Source organism: Streptococcus anginosus subsp. whileyi MAS624 (genome assembly GCF_000478925.1).
GTDB classification, from domain to species: domain Bacteria; phylum Bacillota; class Bacilli; order Lactobacillales; family Streptococcaceae; genus Streptococcus; species Streptococcus whileyi.
Window position 1 is genome coordinate 1,768,465 of the sequence record NZ_AP013072.1, and the last position, 21,434, is coordinate 1,789,898.

General features: G+C 40.1%; 18 protein-coding genes and 1 other RNA gene. 3 read left to right on the forward strand and 16 right to left on the reverse strand.

Annotated features, from left to right (window positions below; translation table 11 throughout):
- Positions 1 to 11: 11 nt before the first annotated feature.
- The 6 genes from rsmB to ANG_RS08910 all read right to left on the reverse strand — a co-directional run bounded on the left by rsmB (position 12) and on the right by ANG_RS08910 (position 7,507).
- On the reverse strand, positions 12 to 1,325 hold the full coding sequence (rsmB, locus tag ANG_RS08885) for a 16S rRNA (cytosine(967)-C(5))-methyltransferase RsmB (RefSeq protein WP_003036325.1): 1,314 nt from the start codon (positions 1,323 to 1,325) through the stop codon (positions 12 to 14).
- Entirely contained in the window at positions 1,315 to 2,250 is a 936-nt protein-coding gene (fmt, locus tag ANG_RS08890; protein ID WP_025271941.1) for a methionyl-tRNA formyltransferase, read from the reverse strand. Before fmt ends, rsmB begins: the two co-directional genes overlap by 11 nt.
- A 73-nt stretch (positions 2,251 to 2,323) precedes the next feature.
- Entirely contained in the window at positions 2,324 to 4,705 is a 2,382-nt protein-coding gene (locus ANG_RS08895; protein ID WP_025271942.1) for a primosomal protein N', read from the reverse strand.
- A gap of 58 nt (positions 4,706 to 4,763) precedes the next feature.
- Positions 4,764 to 5,078: a DNA-directed RNA polymerase subunit omega gene (gene rpoZ / locus ANG_RS08900; RefSeq protein WP_003031464.1), complete on the reverse strand. Its 315-nt coding sequence runs from the start codon at positions 5,076 to 5,078 to the stop codon at positions 4,764 to 4,766.
- Positions 5,079 to 5,103: 25 nt separating this feature from the next.
- Complete coding sequence (gene gmk / locus ANG_RS08905) at positions 5,104 to 5,730, reverse strand: guanylate kinase (RefSeq protein WP_003036402.1); 627 nt, start codon at positions 5,728 to 5,730, stop codon at positions 5,104 to 5,106.
- Positions 5,731 to 5,899: 169 nt separating this feature from the next.
- Positions 5,900 to 7,507: a ribonuclease Y gene (locus tag ANG_RS08910; protein ID WP_025271943.1), complete on the reverse strand. Its 1,608-nt coding sequence runs from the start codon at positions 7,505 to 7,507 to the stop codon at positions 5,900 to 5,902.
- Between the two features lie 215 nt (positions 7,508 to 7,722).
- On the opposite strand from ANG_RS08910, the gene ANG_RS08915 reads away from it, so the two are divergent.
- Entirely contained in the window at positions 7,723 to 8,205 is a 483-nt protein-coding gene (locus tag ANG_RS08915; RefSeq protein WP_003036364.1) for an S-ribosylhomocysteine lyase, read from the forward strand.
- A 48-nt stretch (positions 8,206 to 8,253) separates the two neighbouring features.
- On the opposite strand, the gene ahpF is transcribed toward ANG_RS08915, so the two are convergent.
- The 7 genes from ahpF to ANG_RS08945 form a co-directional block, all read right to left on the reverse strand.
- On the reverse strand, positions 8,254 to 9,786 hold the full coding sequence (gene ahpF / locus ANG_RS08920) for an alkyl hydroperoxide reductase subunit F (RefSeq protein ID WP_025271944.1): 1,533 nt from the start codon (positions 9,784 to 9,786) through the stop codon (positions 8,254 to 8,256).
- A 10-nt stretch (positions 9,787 to 9,796) separates the two neighbouring features.
- The gene (ahpC, locus tag ANG_RS08925) at positions 9,797 to 10,363 is read right to left on the reverse strand and encodes an alkyl hydroperoxide reductase subunit C (RefSeq protein ID WP_003036466.1); all 567 of its coding nucleotides are present in this window, start codon (positions 10,361 to 10,363) and stop codon (positions 9,797 to 9,799) included.
- Between the two features lie 102 nt (positions 10,364 to 10,465).
- On the reverse strand, positions 10,466 to 11,968 hold the full coding sequence (locus ANG_RS08930; protein WP_025271945.1) for a cell division site-positioning protein MapZ family protein: 1,503 nt from the start codon (positions 11,966 to 11,968) through the stop codon (positions 10,466 to 10,468).
- A 12-nt stretch (positions 11,969 to 11,980) separates the two neighbouring features.
- Entirely contained in the window at positions 11,981 to 13,135 is a 1,155-nt protein-coding gene (locus ANG_RS08935; RefSeq protein ID WP_025271946.1) for a THUMP domain-containing class I SAM-dependent RNA methyltransferase, read from the reverse strand.
- Positions 13,136 to 13,190: 55 nt separating this feature from the next.
- An RNA gene (gene rnpB, locus ANG_RS10745) (RNase P RNA component class B) lies at positions 13,191 to 13,558 on the reverse strand.
- Between the two features lie 13 nt (positions 13,559 to 13,571).
- Entirely contained in the window at positions 13,572 to 13,913 is a 342-nt protein-coding gene (gene gpsB, locus ANG_RS08940; protein WP_003036439.1) for a cell division regulator GpsB, read from the reverse strand.
- A 69-nt stretch (positions 13,914 to 13,982) separates the two neighbouring features.
- The gene (locus ANG_RS08945) at positions 13,983 to 14,510 is read right to left on the reverse strand and encodes an SLOG family protein (RefSeq protein WP_003036467.1); all 528 of its coding nucleotides are present in this window, start codon (positions 14,508 to 14,510) and stop codon (positions 13,983 to 13,985) included.
- A 69-nt stretch (positions 14,511 to 14,579) separates the two neighbouring features.
- Between ANG_RS08945 and recU the strand changes: the two genes are divergently transcribed.
- Together recU and pbp1a are read left to right on the forward strand one after the other, a co-directional pair.
- Positions 14,580 to 15,182: a Holliday junction resolvase RecU gene (gene recU, locus ANG_RS08950; RefSeq protein WP_003036440.1), complete on the forward strand. Its 603-nt coding sequence runs from the start codon at positions 14,580 to 14,582 to the stop codon at positions 15,180 to 15,182.
- Complete coding sequence (pbp1a, locus tag ANG_RS08955; RefSeq protein WP_003036437.1) at positions 15,175 to 17,343, forward strand: penicillin-binding protein PBP1A; 2,169 nt, start codon at positions 15,175 to 15,177, stop codon at positions 17,341 to 17,343. The genes recU and pbp1a overlap by 8 nt, the downstream gene beginning before the upstream one ends.
- A 315-nt stretch (positions 17,344 to 17,658) precedes the next feature.
- On the opposite strand, the gene pepC is transcribed toward pbp1a, so the two are convergent.
- From pepC to ANG_RS08970, 3 genes are all read right to left on the reverse strand, one after another.
- Positions 17,659 to 18,996 carry an aminopeptidase C gene (pepC, locus tag ANG_RS08960; protein ID WP_003036473.1) on the reverse strand — a complete coding sequence of 446 codons (1,338 nt, stop codon included), beginning with the start codon at positions 18,994 to 18,996 and terminating at the stop codon, positions 17,659 to 17,661.
- A gap of 147 nt (positions 18,997 to 19,143) precedes the next feature.
- Complete coding sequence (nadE, locus tag ANG_RS08965; RefSeq protein WP_003036452.1) at positions 19,144 to 19,968, reverse strand: ammonia-dependent NAD(+) synthetase; 825 nt, start codon at positions 19,966 to 19,968, stop codon at positions 19,144 to 19,146.
- The gene (locus ANG_RS08970; RefSeq protein ID WP_003036469.1) at positions 19,965 to 21,425 is read right to left on the reverse strand and encodes a nicotinate phosphoribosyltransferase; all 1,461 of its coding nucleotides are present in this window, start codon (positions 21,423 to 21,425) and stop codon (positions 19,965 to 19,967) included. Before ANG_RS08970 ends, nadE begins: the two co-directional genes overlap by 4 nt.
- Positions 21,426 to 21,434 lie beyond the last annotated feature (9 nt).

Below are 21,434 nucleotides of genomic sequence, written 5' to 3' on the forward strand. Positions count from 1 at the left end.
GTTTCCTCCTATTAGGATATTCGTTTGAATTGACTGATGAAAAATCCGTCACTTCCATACAATTCTGGCGTAATTAAAATACAGCCATCTTTTAGAATATCCTGTCTATTATGTTCTAGTTTTACCTGTTCAAAATTTGGATGAGCTGCCAAAAACTGCTCAACAACTTGAAAATTTTCTTGCGAAACAATCGTACAGGTACTGTAAGTTATTATACCACCTTTTCGCAAGCTTTGACAAACACTATCCAGTATCTCAAGCTGAATTTTTTGCAACGAGGCAAAATCTGCATTTTCTTTATTGTATTTAATATCTGGTTTCCGTCGGATTAGACCAATTCCTGAACACGGCGCATCTACTAAAATTTTATCAAAGGCGTCTGCCCCAAAAGTTTCAAAAACCTTTCTCGCATCTAGCTTTTTCGTAATCACTTTATCTGCCACACCTAAGCGCTGTGCATTTTCTTTTATCAGAGCCAACTTATGCTCATAGAGATCTAATGCCGTAACCTGCCCTGTCGTTAAGTAAGAAGCAATGTGCATGGTTTTACCACCGGGTGCACTGCATGCGTCTAACACTTTTTCATCGCCACGCAATTCAAGAGTTGGCGCGACCAATTGGCTAGACTCGTCTTGAATAGTAATAGCACCTTCCTCAAACAAGGCATGCCCTGCAAAATGACCGTGGCTTTTCACCAACGCACTCGGAGCTAATAGCGAATCTTCTGCTTGCAACACTTGTTTTAATTCTTCTTTACGACTTAAATCCACCACTCGAATACTGGCTTTGTTCCGAAGAAATAAACTCTCAAAAATGGCTAGAGCTCGTTTTTCACCGTACTCTTCAATCAGCACTTTAACCAGCCAAACTGGCAAAGAATATTGAATAGAATAGCGTTTGTTTTTACGTTTAATACTGCCTATATCTGCTACACCGTCCCGTAATAATCCTCGCAGTACTGCATTGATGAACTTTTCGCTTCCCTTTTTTCGTGCCTTTGCCAGCTCTACCGCTTCATTGACGACCGCATGCGCTGGAATTTTATCAAGATATTGTATCTGATACAAGCTCATCAACAAAAGAATATAAAGCCAGGAATCCAACTTATCTCGATCTTCAATAACATGAGACAAATACCATTCTAAAGTGATTTTACGTGCAACGGTACCATATACGATTTCTGTTACAAGTCCTTTGTCTGCAGAACTTAAAGGCACTCCTAGCAAAGCCTGATTGAGAGCGACATTAGAATAAGCTCCTTCTGAAAAAACTGCTTCTAAAACTGCAAGAGCCGTTTGCCGCGCTGTTTTTATTTTATTGACCAAAGAAATCACCTACTGATAATTGCCGTCCCAGACCATTCAGAAAATCAATGATAGTCATTTTGGACTTTCCAGCTGGCTGTACTGTTTGAAGAGAAAGTGCACCTTCACCAGTTGCCACAATCAATTCTTTTTTTCCGATAACAAGGATTTCTCCAGCTTGTCCTAAGCCCTCTACTGGAGTAGCTTCGTAAATTTTAAAACGTTCTCCATTTAAAAGCGTATGTGCCACTGGCCAAGGATTCATTCCTCGAATTTGGTTAAAAATTTGGTGATTTGTCTTAGTCCAGTCAATTCTCTCCTCTTCTGGTAAAATATTTGGTGAAAAGGTAACTTGATTTTTGTCTTGCGGAACTGGTTTTAAATCCCCAGCTATATAACTAGGCAAGCTCTCAAGCAGTAAATCACGCCCTACAAGTGCTAGCTTGTCAAACATCGTCCCAACATTGTCTGTTTCCTCAATAGGAATCGCTCGACGCGCAATCATATCACCCGCATCCATCTCTTTGACCATTTCCATGATGGTCACACCAGCTTCTTTGTCACCATTGATAATGGCGTAGTGAATGGGTGCCCCTCCACGATATTTAGGTAACAACGACGCATGCACATTGACGGCAAAATTGACCGAATCTAGCAATTTGCTTGGTAAAAATTGACCGAAAGCTGCTGTGACGATACCATCAGCGTTTAAATTCATCAAACTATCTAATTCAGCACTTTTAGACAATTTCTCTGGCTGATAGATTGGTAAGCCATAGTCTAAAGCCAGTTCTTTAACAGGCGTCATGCGGATTTCTTTTTTACGTCCTACTGCGCGATCTGGCTGTGTAACTACTGCCAAAATCTCGTACTGTTTGCTTTCCAGCAATCCTTTAAGCACCGTTGCAGAAAAATCTGGCGTTCCCATAAAAATAATGTTTGTCATGGTTTCCTCATATTCTTTTTTACTATTATATCAGAAGAAGTCGTGTATTTCTTTAAAAAAGGCTAAAATAAGGCTACATAAAACTTTGTGGTTCATGGTCTATGCTTAAACGTAAGTCCTTATTGACCTTTTCTTGAGTCCAATCCAAAATCTGATTTAAAACCTCTTGCAAATGCTCCTCAAAACGGTATTTAATAATCAATTGATAATGATAGAGGTTGTGAGTGCGGGCAATCGGCTTAGGAGTTGGTCCTAATATCTGAACTTTGTCTGACAAGCCAGAACGTATCATATTTAAAACTTCGTATGACTTTTTAACAACCTCTGCTTCTATTTTATGAGACAAGGTAAGTCCCACCGTAAAATAATAAGGGGGATAGGCCAACTGCTTTCTAATACTCATTTCATAAGCATAAAAGCCCTCATAATCCTGATTTTTCGCAAAAGTAATCGCATAATGCTTCGGATTGTAACTTTGAATAATCACATGACCTTCCTTTTCAGCTCGTCCTGCACGCCCAGCAACCTGAGTTAAGAGTTGAAAGGTGCGCTCAGATGAACGAAAATCTGGCAAATTCAAAGCCGTATCCGCATTGAGCACTCCCACGAGAGTAACATTTGGAAAATCCAGCCCCTTTGCAATCATCTGGGTTCCCAGCAAAATATCTGCACGCCCTTCACCAAATTCTTTTAAGATTTGTTCGTGACTGCCCTTTTTCCGAGTAGTATCAACATCCATTCTCAAAATACGAGCCTGCGGAAAGGCTTCTGCTAATTCATCATAGGCTTTTTGCGTCCCAGTCCCATAGTAACGAATGCTCCTGCTGAAGCAATTCGGGCAACTGTGGGGAATCCCTTTTGAGAAACCACAATAGTGACAATTCATACTTTTCGTATCCATATGCAAGGTCAAGGAAATATCGCAGTTTGGACAGGTGTCAACCGTTCCGCATTCACGACACATGACAAAACTAGAATAGCCCCGCCGATTCAACATTAAGACAACCTGCTCTTTTCTATCTATCTTATCTTGAATGGCTTCTAACAAAACAGGCGTGAAATTACTAGCTTCATTCTGTCCAATGTAATCACGAAAATCCACAATTTCCACTTCAGGAATCTGAGCTTGCGGCTTGGCTCGCTTGGTCAGTTGCAAAAAGTGATACACACCTTTGCCAGCCCGCGCTCTGCTTTCTAAACTCGGCGTCGCCGACCCCAACACCAGAACGGCTTGATTGTACTTTGCACGTAGTAAAGCGACATCTCGCGCATGATAGCGTGGATTGGAGTCTTGCTTGTAACTCGCTTCATGTTCTTCATCAATGATAATTGCACCAATATTTTTTAACGGAGCAAAAATAGCAGAACGAGCACCAACAACCACTTGTGCTGCTCCTCGCTCAACTTTGCGCCATTCATCATACCTTTCCCCATTTGAAAGACCTGAGTGAAGAATGGCTACTTTCTTTCCAAAACGCGAAATGAAGCGGTTTGTAACTTGTGGTGTCAAGGAAATCTCAGGCACTAACATAATGGCTGTCTTGCCATAGCTGAGCGCCTCCTGAATTATCTGCAAATAGACCTCCGTCTTACCGCTACCTGTCACTCCTTCTAGCAGAAACGGCTTACCGTCATGCCCGATTTGCTGTGTGATAGCTTGAGCCGCAGCTTCCTGCTCTTCATTTAGCACCAAGGCAGAAGACGCTGAAATATTTTCAAAATAAGCCTCAGAACGACTCACCTCTTTTTCAACGATTTGCAAAGCTGCTTGCTCTATAAAATAATGAATAACTTCCCGTGAAAAGTTCTCTTTCAAATCTGCTAAAAGGTGTATTCCAGTCTGATCCTGTAAAACTTCCCGTAAGACTTGCTTTTTTTTCGCCCGATTGGGAATGACCAATTGACCTAAAACCTCGTGATCAACCCGATACCATTTTTCTGTTTTGATATGTTTTTGATCGATTGCCTGATATTCCAACTGAATCGCTCCTTGCCGCGTTAAACGCATAACCTTAGCTTGCAGTTCTTTATCAAGTGATGAGAAATGCTGCTGATCTACATTTCCAAAAATGAGCAGTCGATCTTCTTCGTTCAGAGAGAGTTGAGCATGGAGAATTTTATCATAACTGGAGTTTAGAAATCCCGGCAACATAGCTTTTAAAATTGAAATTTTGTAAGAAAAAACAGATTTTCTCAATTCTTCTGCCAGCCACAGCTGCTCCTCATTTAAAACTGGTGTAAAATCCAATACCTCTACGATTTCTTTCAATTCTGTCGTCGTTTCTTCTTCTAGCTCTACGACAATCCCTTGAATCAAGCGATTGGCTTTCCCAAAAGGCACATGCACACGCATGCCAATTTCTAACATAGTCGAAAATTCTTTCGGCACCGCATAACTATAAGGTTTATCTGTCTGCATTAGAGGAACATCCACAATGACTTTTGCAATCTGCACTTTCTCACCACCTCTCATTTATCAGTAAAAGAAAAAATAAGATTGAGCTGACCCAACCTTAAATTTTTTCACCCTCTTCTTTTTCCTTCGCAATTTGTTCTTTGATTTTACGCTCTTCTTCTTCTCTGCGCAAACGTTCTTCCTCAGCACGCCGACGAACTGCTTCTCGCTTGCCTTCAGGATCTGGGTGAATCCCAACATTGCCAGATTCGATTTCTTCTAAAGCACGAAGTGTTGATTTGACAGACTTAAATTCTTGGGTCGGAGCTGCTCCTTCTTCCAATTCATGAGCACGTTTTGCTTCAAGAATCACCAAGGAGTATTTTGAAGGCACCTTATCAAGCAAGGTGTCAATTGAAGGTTTTAACATCATAATCTTGTACCTAATTTCTAAATTCTTATCTTACTGAAAGTTGTTCTAACAGCATATCTTGATAGTGACCGATGACACGTTCCACTCGAAAATGCTCTGCTTCAATAACGCGCTTGACACGTTCCGCTGCTAAGGGAACTTCATCATTGACAATGGCATAATCATATTCGCGCATGAGAGCAATTTCTTCTCTTGCTTTGGCAATGCGTCTAGCAATTACCTCAGCACTATCTGTTCCGCGCCCCACCAAACGATCTTGTAATTCTACCAAATCAGGTGGCGTCAAAAAGATAAAGACAGCATTCGGCACTTTTTTCTTCACCTGAAGCGCCCCTTGAACTTCAATCTCAAGGAAAACATCAATCCCTTTATCCAAAGTTTCATTCACATAGGTCAAAGGAGTTCCATAGTAGTTGCCAACATACTCTGCATACTCTAACATCTGACCTTGCCGAATCAACTCCTCAAACTCTTCTCTCGTACGGAAAAAATAATCCACCCCGTCCACTTCACCAGGACGTTGAGCACGAGTTGTCATGGACACAGAGTATTGAAACTGATTATCCGAGCTTTCAAAAATCTCACGTCGAACCGTTCCCTTCCCCACACCTGAGGGACCAGAAAAAACGATTAACAAGCCACGATCCGCCATCATATCTCCTTCATTGTCTTTCTATATAGTGTAACAAAAAAGCAGTATTTTTTCAACTGCTTTTTAGCATAGCATAGGTAGATGCTTGTTTCCTGAGAAAACAATGCAAGTCACTCTTACCTGCCTAAAATTATGCATTAGCTAGATAAACATTCATTCTTAGTAATATCTATTTCGCATAATCCACAGCACGCATTTCCCGAATAACCGTTACTTTGATATTTCCTGGATATTCAAGGTTGTTCTCAATCTTTTCACGCACATCATGAGCCAAAATAGTAATTTTATCGTCTTTGATTTGACCAGGATTGACCATAATCCGAATCTCACGACCTGCTTGTAAAGCAAAACTATTTTTCACGCCCTCAAAGCTATTGGCAATTTCTTCCAAATCTTGCAGGCGCTTGATATAGCTTTCAAGGGATTCGCTACGAGCACCTGGACGAGCCGCACTAAGCGCATCAGCTGCTGCAACAATAACTGCAATCACACTTTCAGGTTCTACATCACCATGATGACTGGCAATTGTATTGACCACAATTGGATGTTCCTTATACTTACGAGCCAATTCTGTTCCAATTTCCACATGGCTACCTTCCACTTCACGGTCAATAGCCTTTCCAATATCGTGAAGGAAGCCTGCACGGCGAGCTAAGTTAGCATTTTCACCGAGTTCACTTGCAATGACACCAGACAACTTAGCAACTTCAACAGAATGACGCAATACATTTTGCCCATATGACGTACGGAATTGCAAGCGTCCCATAATCTTCATCAAATCCGGATGTAAGTTTGGTGCACCGATTTCATAAGCCGCTACTTCACCATATTCACGAATCTTATGGTCAATTTCCAGACGATTTTTCTCTACTAATTCTTCAATGCGAGCTGGGTGGATACGACCGTCTTTCAGCAGGGCTTCCATTGTCATGCGTGCAATTTCACGTCGAATAGGATCAAAACCAGATAAAGTCACCACTTCTGGTGTGTCATCAATAATGACATCAATACCCGTTAAACTTTCAAAGGTTCGAATATTCCGACCTTCACGTCCAATAATGCGACCTTTCATCGTATCATCCGGCAGATGAACTGTTGAATTGGTTTGCTCCGCAACATAGTCACCTGCAATCCGTTGCATGGCTTGGACTAAAATATCCTTTGCCACCTTATCAGAACGTTCTTTGACCTCTTGCGCTGCTTCACGAATACGCGTCGCAATTTCCTTTGATAACTTATCCTCAGTCTGAGTGAGAATGATATCTCTGGCTTCAGTTTGTGAAAGTGAAGCAACACGCTCTAATTCTGCTTCTTTATGTTGCTCCAACTCTGTCAGTTTGTTTTCACGCGCCTCAAGGTTTTTGTTTCTATCAGAAATACTTTGTTCTTTCTGTTCGAGTGTTTTTTCTTTGTTGGTCAAATTGTCATCTTTACGATCAAGACTTGTCGCACGTTCTGTCAAACGACTTTCCAATTGCTTCAATTCTTGACGATCAGATTTAAATTCTGCCTCAACTTCTTCTCGATATTTTCTGGCTTCTTCTTTTGCCTCTAACAGTGCTTCTTTTTTAAGGGATTTACTTTCGCGCTTCACTTCTTTTAATAACAAATCCGCTTCGCGCTCAGCTTGTCCACGTAAATTAGTTGCTTCTTGTTCAGCATTTAAAAGAGTAAGTTCCGCAGCTTCTTTCGCAGATTTCATGCGAACTGTGATACTTACATATCCAATGACTAAACCAATGATGACGGCAAAAACACCTGCAAAAATCATTTCCATGTTTTTACCTCAAATTATTGATATTGAATTGTAAAATTCTTAATTATTTTATCATAAAAATCGATTTTTCACAAACTAAATTCTTATAAATACGTGACTGTTTTCACATTCTTTTTCGCGAATCCTTTTTCCTGTCTGGCTTTGGTAAGCAGAATTTTTTTCTTTGCTAGAGCAAAATATGGTATAATTTATTAAAAGTAAAAGGAGTTCTATTTATGGTCAAAGAAGTCATTGTTGAAAGTTTTGAGTTAGATCACACGATTGTCAGAGCCCCCTACGTACGCTTGATTGGCGAAGAGGTGGGGCCTAAAGGGGACATCATTTCCAACTTTGATGTTCGTCTGGTACAGCCTAATGAAGATGCCATTCCGACCGCTGGGCTTCATACGATTGAACATCTGCTAGCTAAGCTCATTCGTACTCACATTGATGGTATGATTGATTGTTCACCTTTTGGTTGTCGGACAGGATTTCACATGATTATGTGGGGGCAACATAGCTCAACTGAAATTGCTAAAGTCATTAAAGCTTCTTTAGAAGAAATTGCAAAAACCACTACGTGGGAAGATGTCCCTGGTACAACTATCGAATCTTGTGGTAATTACAAAGATCACAGCCTCTTTTCTGCCAAAGAATGGTGCAAGCTAATTTTAGATCAAGGAATCTCTGACGATCCTTTTAAACGCCATCTTGTATAAAATAAAAAAACGGACAGGAAATGCAAATTCTCCTGCTCGTTTTCTTTTTTATTGACGAATCAAATAATCAAATGCTCCCAAAGCTGCCGTTGCTCCTGAACCCATTGAAATAATGATTTGTTTATAAGCGCTATCTGTACAATCACCTGCTGCAAAAATTCCTGGCACATTTGTTGCACCATGTTTGTCAACAATAATTTCACCGCGTTCATTAAGAGCAACTGAGCTATCTTTGAGCCAGTCTGTATTTGGCAAAAGACCAATTTGAACAAAGACACCGCTGAGTTCAATTTTATGTTCTTCATTATTCGCACGATCGAGATAAGTAATGGCTTCAACTTGATCGGAACCATGAATTTCTTTTGTTGCTACATGGGTTAGAACTGTCACGTTTTTAAGTTGCTGTACCCTGTCTTGCAACACTTGATCGGCTTTCAAAGTTGGTAGAAATTCTAACACATAAACATGCTCTGCCAGACCAGCTAAGTCAATTGCTGCTTCAATTCCAGAATTTCCTCCACCGATAACAGCCACTTTTTTACCTGTAAAAATAGGACCATCGCAATGTGGACAATTGGTTACACCTTTCGTCCGGAATTCTTCTTCACCAGGGACGTTGACATTTCGCCAGCGAGCACCAACAGAAAGAACGGCCGTTTTTGCTTTCAGAACTGCGCCATTTTCAAGCTCCACTTCAATCAAATCCTTTTTCTCGATGTTTTTCACACGTTGATTCTTCATGATATCAATTAGATATTTCTTGGCATGTTCTTCTACCTGCGCCATTAGCTTAGGTCCTTCAGTGTAAGGCGTGCCAATCATATTTTCAATACCAACGGTCTCCATTACCTGTCCACCGAAAGTTTCAACGACCATCCCTGTACGAATTCCCTTACGAGCAGCATAAATAGCTGCGCTGCTTCCTGCAGGTCCGCCTCCAACAACCAATACATCAAATGGTTCTTTTTGGTCAAATTCCTCACTTGAAGCAGGTCCAGAAATCTTGTCGAGCAGTTGCTCAATGGTCATACGACCATTTGCAAATTCTTCACCATTTAGAAAAACCGTTGGAACAGCCATAATCTTTTTGTCTTCAACTTCTTGTCTAAACATGCCTCCTTCAACCATTGTATGGCTGATATTAGGATTCAAAATAGCCATCACATTGAGAGCTTGCACAACGTCTGGACAATTATGGCAGGTTAGGCTAACATAGGTTTCAAAATGAAGTGGCTGCTTAATAGCTTGAATTCGTTTTATAACAGCATCTTCTACTTTTGGTGCGCGACCAGAGACTTGCAGCAAAGCCAGCACAAAAGATGTAAATTCATGCCCTAAGGGAAGTCCTGCAAACTGCACACGCCCTGCTTGCCCCACTTGTGTAACGGTAAAACTTGGCTTGCGGTTAGTCTCTATATTTTCCAGTGATAAACGTGGAGACATTGCTACAATTTCCTCTAGAAAAGCCCGCACCTGCTCAGAACGCTCATCTTGACCTAAAGAAGCTTGAAATACAACATCAGATTCTAAAAGTTCCAGGTATTGCTTCAGTTGTGCTTTAATTGTTTCATCTAAAGCCATATAAGCCTCCTTAAATTTTACCAACTAAATCAAGACTTGGAGTCAGTGTTTCAATTCCTTCTTTCCATTTAGCTGGGCAAACTTCACCTGGATGACTCCGAACATATTGTGCAGCATGGATTTTGTCAATCAAGACAGAAGCATCGCGCCCAACACCGTCTGCATTGATTTCAAGTGCCTGTACAACACCATCTGGGTCAATGATAAAAGTACCGCGTTGAGACAATCCACTTTCATCTAACACATCAAAACCAAGCGAAATAGCATGAGATGGATCACCAATCATGATGTATTCAAGTTTTCCAATGGCATCTGAATGATCATGCCAAGCTTTATGTGTAAAATGCGTATCTGTTGAAACAGAATAAACTTCCACACCTAGTTCTTTAAGAGCTGCATACTGCTCTTGCAAATCCTCCAACTCAGTCGGACAAACAAATGAAAAATCAGCAGGATAGAAGCAAACGACGCTCCAATGACCTTTTAAATCTTCACTAGAAACTGTGATAAATTTCCCGTTTCCAGCGTGATAAGCATCTGCTGTAAACTCGACAATTTCCTTACCAATAAGTGACATAAGATTACCTCCAAAATTAGTTTTATAATAAAATAAAAATCTTATAAACCCATTATAGCCTATAAGATTTTTAGTGTCTAATATCTTGCTTGAAAACGTTCCCTAATAATCCAAAGCATCTGCGTAACCCGCGCCATTTCCTACAAAATAGCCAGTTTTGCAGTTGATACTAAAGAGATACGTGCCGTCTGTTCTAAATAGATTGTAATAACCATTTCCATTGATAATATTCACACGTTCAAGAATATAATTATCTCCTGTGAAATAGCCACGTTCCCGTGAGGTTGCTAAGATTTTTTCTAACACACCAGGATTGAAATTCCAAGCTGGATTATTACTGTCGTTAATTTTAGTTTGGTCGTATGGTACTCGACTTAAATGACGCTGTAAATTCGTGCCTGACGCTGGTGCTGCTGGAGCAGTTGTTTGCGCTGGTACAGAAGCTGGTTGTTCTGCTACAGGTGCTTGAGCGGAGCTTTGTGACGGTGCAGCGGCGGTCTCAGATTGAGGAGCAGAAATCGCTGATTGCTGGCTCTTTCCTAGACTGATAGCAGCTTTCAAGACTTTATCCAAATCTGTATTTCCTGTTGTAATATCTGTGAATTTAGCATCATTTTTAATCTTTGCCTTAGTATCTAAAACGCCGTCTGTGATTGCCACTGAGGTAAACTGTGCATTCACAGTTTTTACAGCTTCAACTTGTTTGAGCAAGCTGTCGTATTTTCCCTTAGCAACATTGTATTCCTTTGTATTCTTTAACTTTTCTAATGCTGCTTTTAGTTTGTTTAAGTTTCCGAAACTGCTGTTTTTCAAAGCCAATTTATTGGCATCTGTAAAGAATGAATCATAAAGGCTGTTGAAAGCTTTCAAATTCTTATTTTCAGAGCTAGAAGTGGTAGAAGATTTACTTGTTTGGCTCGTTGAATTTGTAGCTGGCTTTGCTTGCTTTCTATTCAACGACAGATAAACAGTCCCACTGATTAAAGCCAGTAAAGCGACACTCGCTACAGAATACAGGACTTTCTTATTTTTATAAAATGGAACTTTCTCTGTTTCCATTTCTTCATCCAGCGCTGTAAAAGTCGGATAGCTTTCCGTTGACTCAGTTGAACTCACAGGAATATCATCCATTTCAGGCTGAATTGGTTCCATTATTTTTGTCTCAGCCTCTAACTCCTCTGGAGTTTGTGTACTGTTTTCTTCCGAAGTTTCTTGCGGTTCTGCTTCGCTGGCTGCAAGTGCAGCTACTGTTTCATCAAAGGCAGACTCCTCAGACGCTACCTCTGCAGATTCTAGGGGGGCTTCCTCTTGAACCTCATCGTGCATCTCCTGGATAAATTCTGCTAAGTCTAACTGGCTCAGCTGTTCTTGATCTTCTGCTTCAGATATTTCTTCTGCAGATTGAGCCGAAAATTTTCCTGCTTCAATTTCTTGACGATGCTGTTTAATGTATTTATCCAGCACATTGTCCTCTTCCGTCACCCCTGCTTCAAGTTCTTCGCTTTTTCGAGCAGCTTGACCAACTGTCATTTCTTTAGCTGTTTCAAAATCAAGAATTGATTCTTTTTCTTCTTGTTCTGGCAAATGTTTTTCGTCTTTACTCACGGCAAATCCTTTCTAATCTATTTGGCGTTTGACTCTCTGACCAAAATATTGGTACAAATCAACTTTTAAAGTCCCATTATAGAGTTTGCGTTTTTTATCGGCTTGACTGCCAAATTTTGCTTCAAATGCTTCATCACTCGTCAAGATAAATTTGCTCCACGTCTTTAGTGGCTCAAAAGTCTGCCCCATTTCTTGATAAAGCTTGGTTACAGCATCATCATCCAGCAATCGCTCTCCATAAGGGGGATTGGAAACGATGACACCATTTATCTTGTCGGTGTGCAAATCTTGCAAACGCATTTGCTTGAAAACAATCTGCTCAGAAACACCTGCTTCTTCGGCATTTCGCTTGGCAATCTCCACCATACGTGCATCAATATCAGCCCCTAAAATATCAAGCTGAATGTCTTGCTTAATCTGTCCTAAAGCTCTAGCACGAACACGCCCAACCAAATCTGAGTCAACCCAATTCCACTCTTCAAACGCAAAATGGCGATGAAGCCCCGGTGCCATATTCATGCCAATCATAGCTGCTTCAATACAGAAAGTTCCTGAACCACAGGTCGGATCAATCAAGGGCTTATCTGGATACCAATTGGACAAGAGCAAAATCGCAGCCGCCATATTTTCTTTAATCGGTGCGCCACCTTTTTCAGTCCGATAGCCACGTTTAAAGAGGCTAAAACCTGTCGTGTCAATCAAAACAGTAGCTACATCTTTCAAAATAGAAACTTCAATTTTGAACTCTGCTCCATTTTCTATCAATGGAACGCCTTCTGGGCGTGCATAATGCTTTTGCAGCTTCTTAACTACTGCTTTTTTAGAAATAGCCTGCACACTAGGTTCATTGTGAAGTTTTGATTTGACACATTTTGCCTTGGCAATTGGAAATTTTGCTCCAAGTGGCAAATAGTTTTCCCAATCCAAAGCAAAAATCCCCTGAAATAATTCCTCAAAGGTTTTAGCCGAAAAACTGCCAACAACAATCTTAATGCGGTCTGCTGCACGCAACCAGAGATTAGTTTCAATAATGGTTTCAACAGTTCCGTCAAAACGCACGCGCCCATTTTCCACTTGACATTCTAAGCCAAGATTTCTGATTTCACGACCAACCACAGCCTCTAAACCAGCCGCAGCAGTCGCAATCAACTTAAATTTTGTTTTCATTCGTCCTCTCAAAATAAAAGCTAGCATAATACGCTAGCTAAACCTATATGCAACTTTCTATAAGCCATGTTTTGTTCCAGAAATAACTAGGTATCATTTCCTTCGATAATCATCTGTCTACTGTTTCCAGTCAGAATGCTGCGTTCGTTTCCACGCATTCCGTGCCCCGACCAAAGTTTGGGTTGCTAGCTTGAGGGGTTTACCGCGTTCCACTTCTTGTGTTTCCACAAAAACTACGTCACTGTGGCACTTTCAGGACTATTCCAGCATATCCAGAGACGTAGCTGTTTCGTCCGCCGTAACGGATACTTCCGTCCCTAGGCTTATTGTTTCACCTAGCACAAACACTACGGGCATCACAGCCCGTGCTAGCATGGACTTTCCTCATGAAAATAAAATATTCTCACGCGATTATCCAAAAATTGCACATTCCTTATTAAATTTCGTTATTTAAGATTTGCTTGCCGAATACTTCTTTTTCCAAACGATTTAAGCGTTTTAAAATATCAAAATTTGTCAGCGTAGCAGATGCCACTTGAGGGGTTTCCATGATAGATTGCGTCAAAGGGGAAGTTGCCGCCTCATTTGACTTTTTAGCGAGTTCTGCTTTCAAACGAGCATTTTCTTCACGCAGTTCCTTTACCAAAGCAGCATACGTTTCGTAATCTTTAATGACATCATCTAAAAATTCGTCCACTTCAACCTTGCTATATCCACGGACGCCAACTTTAAAATCTTGATCAAAAATATCTTTCGGTGTGTAAATAATACTAGCCATTTCTCTCTCCATTCTCGTTCATTACTTTAATTATATAAAAAATGAACCGCAAAAATCAAGGTTAAACATCTAATTTTCGGAAAAATTTTCTGCGACCTCATTCAAGTCATCAAATGTTAATTGTTTGATAAAATATTGTTCTTGTTTCTTCATCATTTGGTAAAGATACTTTAAATTTGTTTCATTTTCTTCATCGTAAAAAATATAAGCCCCGTCTGTATTACTGAGTAGAAAGTGATTGTAATCACGAAATTGGCTGGGATTTTCATAATGAGGATAGGCATATTTAACAAAATCCACCTGTTTAAAACGACTTAATTTTTCTTGATTGGCTTCATTCCAGTTTTCACCTTGATTCTCAAAAGTAAAAATCGTCGCAATTTGAAAATCGTAATCTTGCTGCAATTCTTTTGCAACCTCTAGTGCCCAAACTTCAAAACCTAAGTTCCCAGTAAAAATCAGCCACTCCGCACCTTCTTCTAATAAACGTGTCAAATCTCGCTGAATGGCTTTTTTAATAATCTTGATTCGAGGGTCTTTGTCATTAAAAATTCCCAAATCAAAATTCCGATAACCCACTATTAGTACGCTAACCACTTAAATTATCCCTTTATTTCCTTTTTTATGTTATAATAGAGCGATGTTATTGTACCAATAAGGAGATATATGGTCAACTATCCACATAAAGTTCCCTCTCGAAATTCATTAAGACTTCCCAAAAAGAAGTCCGTTGACTTTGCGAATCGGGGAATGTCGTTTGAAAAAATGATCAATGAAACGAATGATTATTATCTTAGTCACGATTTAGCGGTCATTCACAAGAAACCAACCCCTATTCAGATTGTAAAAGTGGATTATCCCAGACGTAGTCGGGCAAAAATTGTTGAAGCCTACTTTCGACAAGCCTCTACAACAGACTATTCTGGTGTCTATCAAGGACATTATATAGATTTTGAAGCAAAAGAAACACATCAAAAGGCTTCCATGCCGATGAAAAATTTTCATGCTCATCAAATCAAGCACATGGAACAAGTCGTCAAACAAGGAGGAATTTGTTTCGTTTTATTGCACTTTTCAGCCTTAAAATTGACATATCTACTTCCTGCTCCTTATTTAATTAACTTCTTCAAGATTGACAAGGGGAAAAATTCCATGCCACTTGACTACATTCAAAAGCATGGATATTCTATCTCACAGAATGGTCTTCCTAGCATTCCGTATCTTGAAATCATTCAACAAAATTTACTAGGTGGTAAAACAAATGAATAAGCAATCTTTACTGACAGCTGCAAAATATGTAGCTATCGGTCTCATTACATTATTTATGCTTGGAGTTGTAGCTGGTGGAGGAATTTTTCTCTATCAAGTTCACAAGGCACCTGCCTTGTCAGAAAAGAAACTAGTCGCCACAACTTCCAGTAAAATCTATGATAGTGAAAACAATCTTATTGCTGACTTAGGCTCTGAAAAAAGGGGCAATGCGGCAACAAGTGATATTCCAACTGACTTAGTACGAGCTATCATTGCAATTGAAGACCACCGTTTCTTCAATCATCGCGGCGTGGACTCTGTTCGTATTTTGGGCGCTTTCTTGAATAATCTGCGCAGAGGAAATCGACAAGGAGGGTCAACGTTGACGCAACAGTTGATTAAACTGACCTACTTCTCCACTTCAAGTGCCGACCAAACACTATCACGGAAAATTCAAGAAGCCTGGTTAGCTGTTCAATTAGAGCGGAAAGCCACTAAGCAAGAAATTATTACATATTATGTAAATAAGGTCTATATGTCAAATGGTAACTACGGTATGCAAACAGCTGCTAAAAGTTATTACGGCAAAGATTTGAAAGATTTGAGCTTAGCTCAAACTGCTTTATTGGCGGGGATGCCTCAGGGACCAAACCAATACGACCCTTATACAAAACCAGAAGCTGCTAAAAATCGTCGTAATCTTGTATTGTCAGAAATGTATAAACTCAAATACATCTCTGCTGAGCAATATGAAAAAGCAGTCAATACACCCGTCACAGATGGTCTGCAAAGCTTAAAAAATTCAGCGTCTTATCCTGCTTACATGGATAACTACTTAAAGCAAGTTATTGAGCAAGTCCAAGAAGAAACGGGTTATAACTTGCTGACGACAGGAATGGAAGTCTATACAAACGTAAACAGAGCAGCTCAAGAGCGCCTTTGGAATATTTATAATAGCAATGAATATGTTGCTTATCCAGATGATGAATTACAAGTAGCTTCTACCATTATAGATGCTACAACTGGTAAGGTAATTGCTCAACTAGGAGCCCGAAATCAAGCTTCAAATGTTTCTTTTGGTACTAACCAAGCAGTTGAAACCAATCGCGACTGGGGATCAGCCATGAAACCGATCACGGATTACGCTCCAGCCATTGAAAATGGCATTTACACTTCTACGGCTGCTTATATTAGTGATGCTCCTTATAATTATCCTGGAACAACTACTCCAGTCTACAACTGGGATATGCGCTATTTTGGAAACATCACCATTCAGTATGCACTTCAAGAGTCTCGGAACGTTCCAGCTGTCAAGACGTTAGAAGCCGTCGGACTCAGCAAGTCTAAGAAATTCCTAAGCGGACTGGGCATTAATTATCCAGATATGGTATATGCAAATGCCATTTCAAGTAACACGACAAAATCCGATCGAAAATATGGTGCCAGCAGTGAAAAAATGGCTGCTGCCTATGCTGCTTTTGCAAATGGTGGAACTTATTACAAACCACAATATGTCAGCCGTGTTGTCTTTAGCGATGGAACCTCAAAAGATTTCTCTAATCAAGGTACAACCGCAATGAAAGAAACAACAGCTTACATGATGACAAATATGCTGAAAACAGTTCTTACATCTGGTACTGGGACCAATGCAGCTATATCTGGTGTCTATCAAGCTGGTAAAACAGGAACTTCCAACTATTCCGATGATGAATTGGCGAAACTAACGAAGCCTTATGGTGGCTCTAGTGTTGTGACTCCTGATGAACTCTTTGTTGGTTATACGCAGAAATATTCAATGGCGGTGTGGACAGGTTACACCAATCGTCTCACTCCCGTTCTGGACGATGGTGTAAAAGTTGCAACAGATGTTTACCGTGCGATGATGTCTTACTTGTCTGAAAGTGGGACAGAAGACTGGGAAATGCCTAGCGGCCTTTATCGTAGCGGAAATTATGTCTTTTTAGCCAATTCCACTAATAGATACCAAGGAAATTATTATAATTCTACTTCCAGTTCGAGCCTTGAAGAATCATCATCTTCTTCAAACAGCCAAGAAAGTTCTACCCAAGAGTCATCAAGCAGCTCTGCTTCATCAAGTACAGAACCGAGTGCTTCTACGTCTGCAAGTTCTCCTAATGGCGGTGGAAATTCAGAAACTCCTCCTTCACGAAACCGATAATGAACAAGTTCCTGAAAGCCAAGCCGTTTAGAAGTTAGCACCTTCAAATCAGAGTTTTGTAAAAATTAAAAAACACGAACAATCAAGACCAGTAAATAACTGGCTATAAGATTGTTCGTGTTTTTAATATTTCAATTCTTGATGAAATTACCATGAAGCAGTCTTATACCTTATGAAAATCTCTTCAAACTTTGTCAGTTTCGTCTGCGATCTCAAAAGCTCCTCTTTTAATCTGCTTACGGACTCATCTCTTAGTTTGCAATTTGATTTTCATTAAGTATCAAAATTTTTTATACCGCTTCTTTTTAATTCTTATTATTTACTAGCCAAAGCTCCCATTGGATCCCATGGGGCAAGTACTTTTGGTTCTGCTTCATAGGCCGCTAGTTCTTCAGTTGTTAAAAATTCTTTGCGGACAACGATTTGATAAGTGTATTCGTCCATCCAGTCATCGCTAGCAACAAAATAGCCTTTGTTCCCAACTTTATCACCCCAAGAATTTTCCACTTTCCATTTTGTTGATTTGCCATTTTCGTCCAAGTCAACACCTGTCAAGACCATAGCATGAGTCATGAGACTTTCACTGTAATCCAAGCGCCCTGCTTTGTCTTGTATCAATTCAATATCCATGCTGGAAGTAAAATCATACATATCATTCACCATCACACCAGCCTTGCGATTGCTAGATTGACCCACATCAGAACCAAACCAAACCGTTTCTCCTGCTTGCATTTGAGCAATGGCCAGTTCTTTCAAACGATTCATATCGACATTCAAATAGCGGACGTCACGTGCTCCTACGACATTTCCTAACATCTCGACAGTGTAAGATTTGCCATAAGGTTTGTCAGCTGTTGGAGCATTGATGATGGATACATAATCATCTAGCTTAATATCCACATATTTCTTGTAAAATGCTTGTGGTGTCAATCCACTTTCACTATGGAAGTTATTGTCTTTATCACGATAAGCAAAATCAAAAGTACGAGGAGGGAGTCCAAGGGTCATTGCCAAGAAATTAAAAATTTCTTGCAAAAGTTCTTCTTTCTTTGCTTGAGCAGCTGCTGCATCAGCTCCGCTAGTAACCAAGTCACGTAAAATTTGTGCATCCTGGCGGAGTAATTTGTTGAGATATTGATTAAGCTCACGGCTATTGCTAGATGAAATGGATTCTGGGTAAACTGATTTTGGAACAACTCCATATTTTTCAAAAAGTGCCACAACCATATCCCATTGTCCGCCGTCTTGTTGAGGCGTATCTAAGAGGAATTTCACTTTGCGACTGGTTAAGTCTTGGTCAGCTGTTGCTAAGACTTGCTCTAAAAACCAGTTGGATTTTTCATATTTATCCCAAAAGAATGTGTGCGCTTGAGACAATTCAAATTCTTCCAATTGAAAGCCTGCAATCATTTTATGACGAAATGTATTGAGCGCTGCAAACATCCAGCAACGTCCAGACGCTTTTTGATTGCTGACTTTATCTTTGGTTAAATCAATGGAAAACACAGGATTGTTTTCAATTGCACTGCTGCGCTTTTCAAGCGATGTTAATAAACCATTGTGGCTAACTGCATTTTCAATTGCAGCATACTTGGCAGTTGCTTCATAATTTGCATATAATTTATCTGTAAATTGTTGATCTATAGAATTCATAGATACCTCCTTCTAATTCTAAACACTATTATAGCTTATTTTCAAAATTCTTCAAACAAAAAGTTAGGCGCACCTAACTTTTTGTTATACAGCTGATTTTAGTAACCGACGTATTTTAAAAAACATAAGTCAGAACAATTCTCCTGCTTATTTCCAAAAATCATCGAAGATTGTAATCGGCAAATGACGCTTGTGCTCCCCTTTGTGCCACCAAGATTCAATCCTTGCTTTCGCTTGGTCAGAAATGGTTTTACCTTCCAAATAGTCATCAATTTCGTTGTAAGTGACACCGAGAGCGACTTCATCTGCAATGCCTGGCTTTTCTTCTTCCAGGTCTGCTGTTGGTACTTTTTCATAGAGGGCAGAATCAGCGCCCAAGGCAGCCAACAGTTGCTTACCTTGCCGTTTATTGAGACGATAAAGTGGCAGAATATCTGCACCACCATCACCAAATTTCGTAAAGAATCCTGTGACGTTTTCTGCAGCATGATCCGTTCCAACCACTGCTCCTTTATAAGAGCCTGCTAAAGCATATTGCGCAATCATGCGACTGCGAGCTTTAATATTGCCTTTATTGAAGTCTGAGACCGTTGCTCCTGTAGCCTCAACCACTTTTGTCATAGCATCTGCACTTTCTTTGATATTGACAACAAGACTGACATCCGGCTGGATAAAAGCAAGAGCTCGCTGTGCATCGTCTTCGTCAGCCTGCACCCCATATGGCAAACGCACTGCGATAAATTGATAGCTAGCATCGCCAGTCTCCGCACGCATTTCCTCTATTGCCAATTGCGCCAAACGTCCTGCTAAAGTAGAATCTTGTCCGCCCGAAATTCCCAAAACATAGGTTTTCAAAAAAGAATGTTTTTTAAGATAATCCTTTAAAAAATCAATGGATTTACGGATTTCTTCCTCTGGGTCAATGACAGGTTTCACGCCTAACTGCTGGATAATCGTTTCTTGTAAGGTCATTTTGTTTCTCCCATTTGATTCGCTTTTTTGCGCATTTGATCAATCAAATCAACCTTGTCTTGCCATACATCACGCGCCAAATCCACAGGATAATCTTGCGGATTAAGGACACGTTTGTATTCGTCCCACAACTTATCAAACTCTTTGCGAGCATATGTTTGGATTTCTGTTAAGCTTGGCAATTGGTACACAAGTTGACCTTGTTTAAAAATATCTACCAACAGAGGTACTGCATCAAAATTTGTCACTGTTTTATTGATGTAGGTGTAAGTTGGGTGGAACATTTCTAATTTGGCAATAGTATTCACATCTACGCCATCATAAGTGATATAGTCTCCTTCTGACTTGCCTTTTGCACGGCTAGTAATCCGCCAAACTTGTTTTTTACCTGGTGTTGATACTTTTTCCACATTATTAGAGAGCTTAATCGTATTACGCAAATTGCCATGTTCATCTTCAATAGCCACAATCTTATAAACGGCTCCCAGTGCTGGTTGGTCATAAGCCGTGATGAGCTTAGTTCCAACGCCCCACACATCAATCTTTGCCTTTTGCATTTTTAAGTTGAGGATTGTATTTTCATCCAAGTCGTTAGAGGCGTAGATTTTAGCATTTGGAAAACCAGCTTCATCCAACTGCTGGCGAACTTTTTTAGAAATATAAGCCAAATCCCCTGAATCAATCCGCACTCCAAGGAAATTGATTTTATCCCCCATTTCACGCGCTACTTGAATCGCTGCAGGAACACCGAGGCGGAATGTATCATAGGTATCCACCAAGAAAACACAGTCATGGTGCGTTTCAGCATACGCCTTAAAAGCTTCATAGTCATTTCCATAGGCTTGAACGAGAGCATGAGCATGCGTTCCCAAGACTGGAATATCAAAGAGCTTTCCAGCCCGAACATTACTGGTTCCATTTGCTCCACCAATCACTGCCGCACGAGTTCCCCAGATAGCCGCATCCATTTCCTGTGCTCGGCGTGTACCAAATTCCATTAAAGGCTCATCTTCGATGACTGAGCGAATCCGAGCTGCTTTTGTCGCTACCAAGGTTTGATAGTTGACAATGTTTAATAAGGCAGTTTCCACTAATTGACATTGAGCAAGAGGACCTTCTACTTGAACAATGGGTTCATTGGCAAAGACCAAGTCTCCCTCTTGTGCAGAACGTACTGTTAATTCCAATTTCAAATTTGCTAAATAGTCTAAAAATTCTTCATCATAGCCAAGAGAACGAAGATAGGCAATATCACTATCTGAAAATGTCAAATGATTTAAATAATGAACCATCCGCTCCAAGCCAGCAAAAACCGCATAGCCACTATGAAAGGGCTCTTTCCGAAAATAAACTTCAAAAACAGCTCGTTTATTATGAATATTTCTTCTAAAATAAACTTGCATCATGTTGATTTGATACAAATCCGTATGCAAGGTTAAACTATCATCTGGATACATAACGACTCC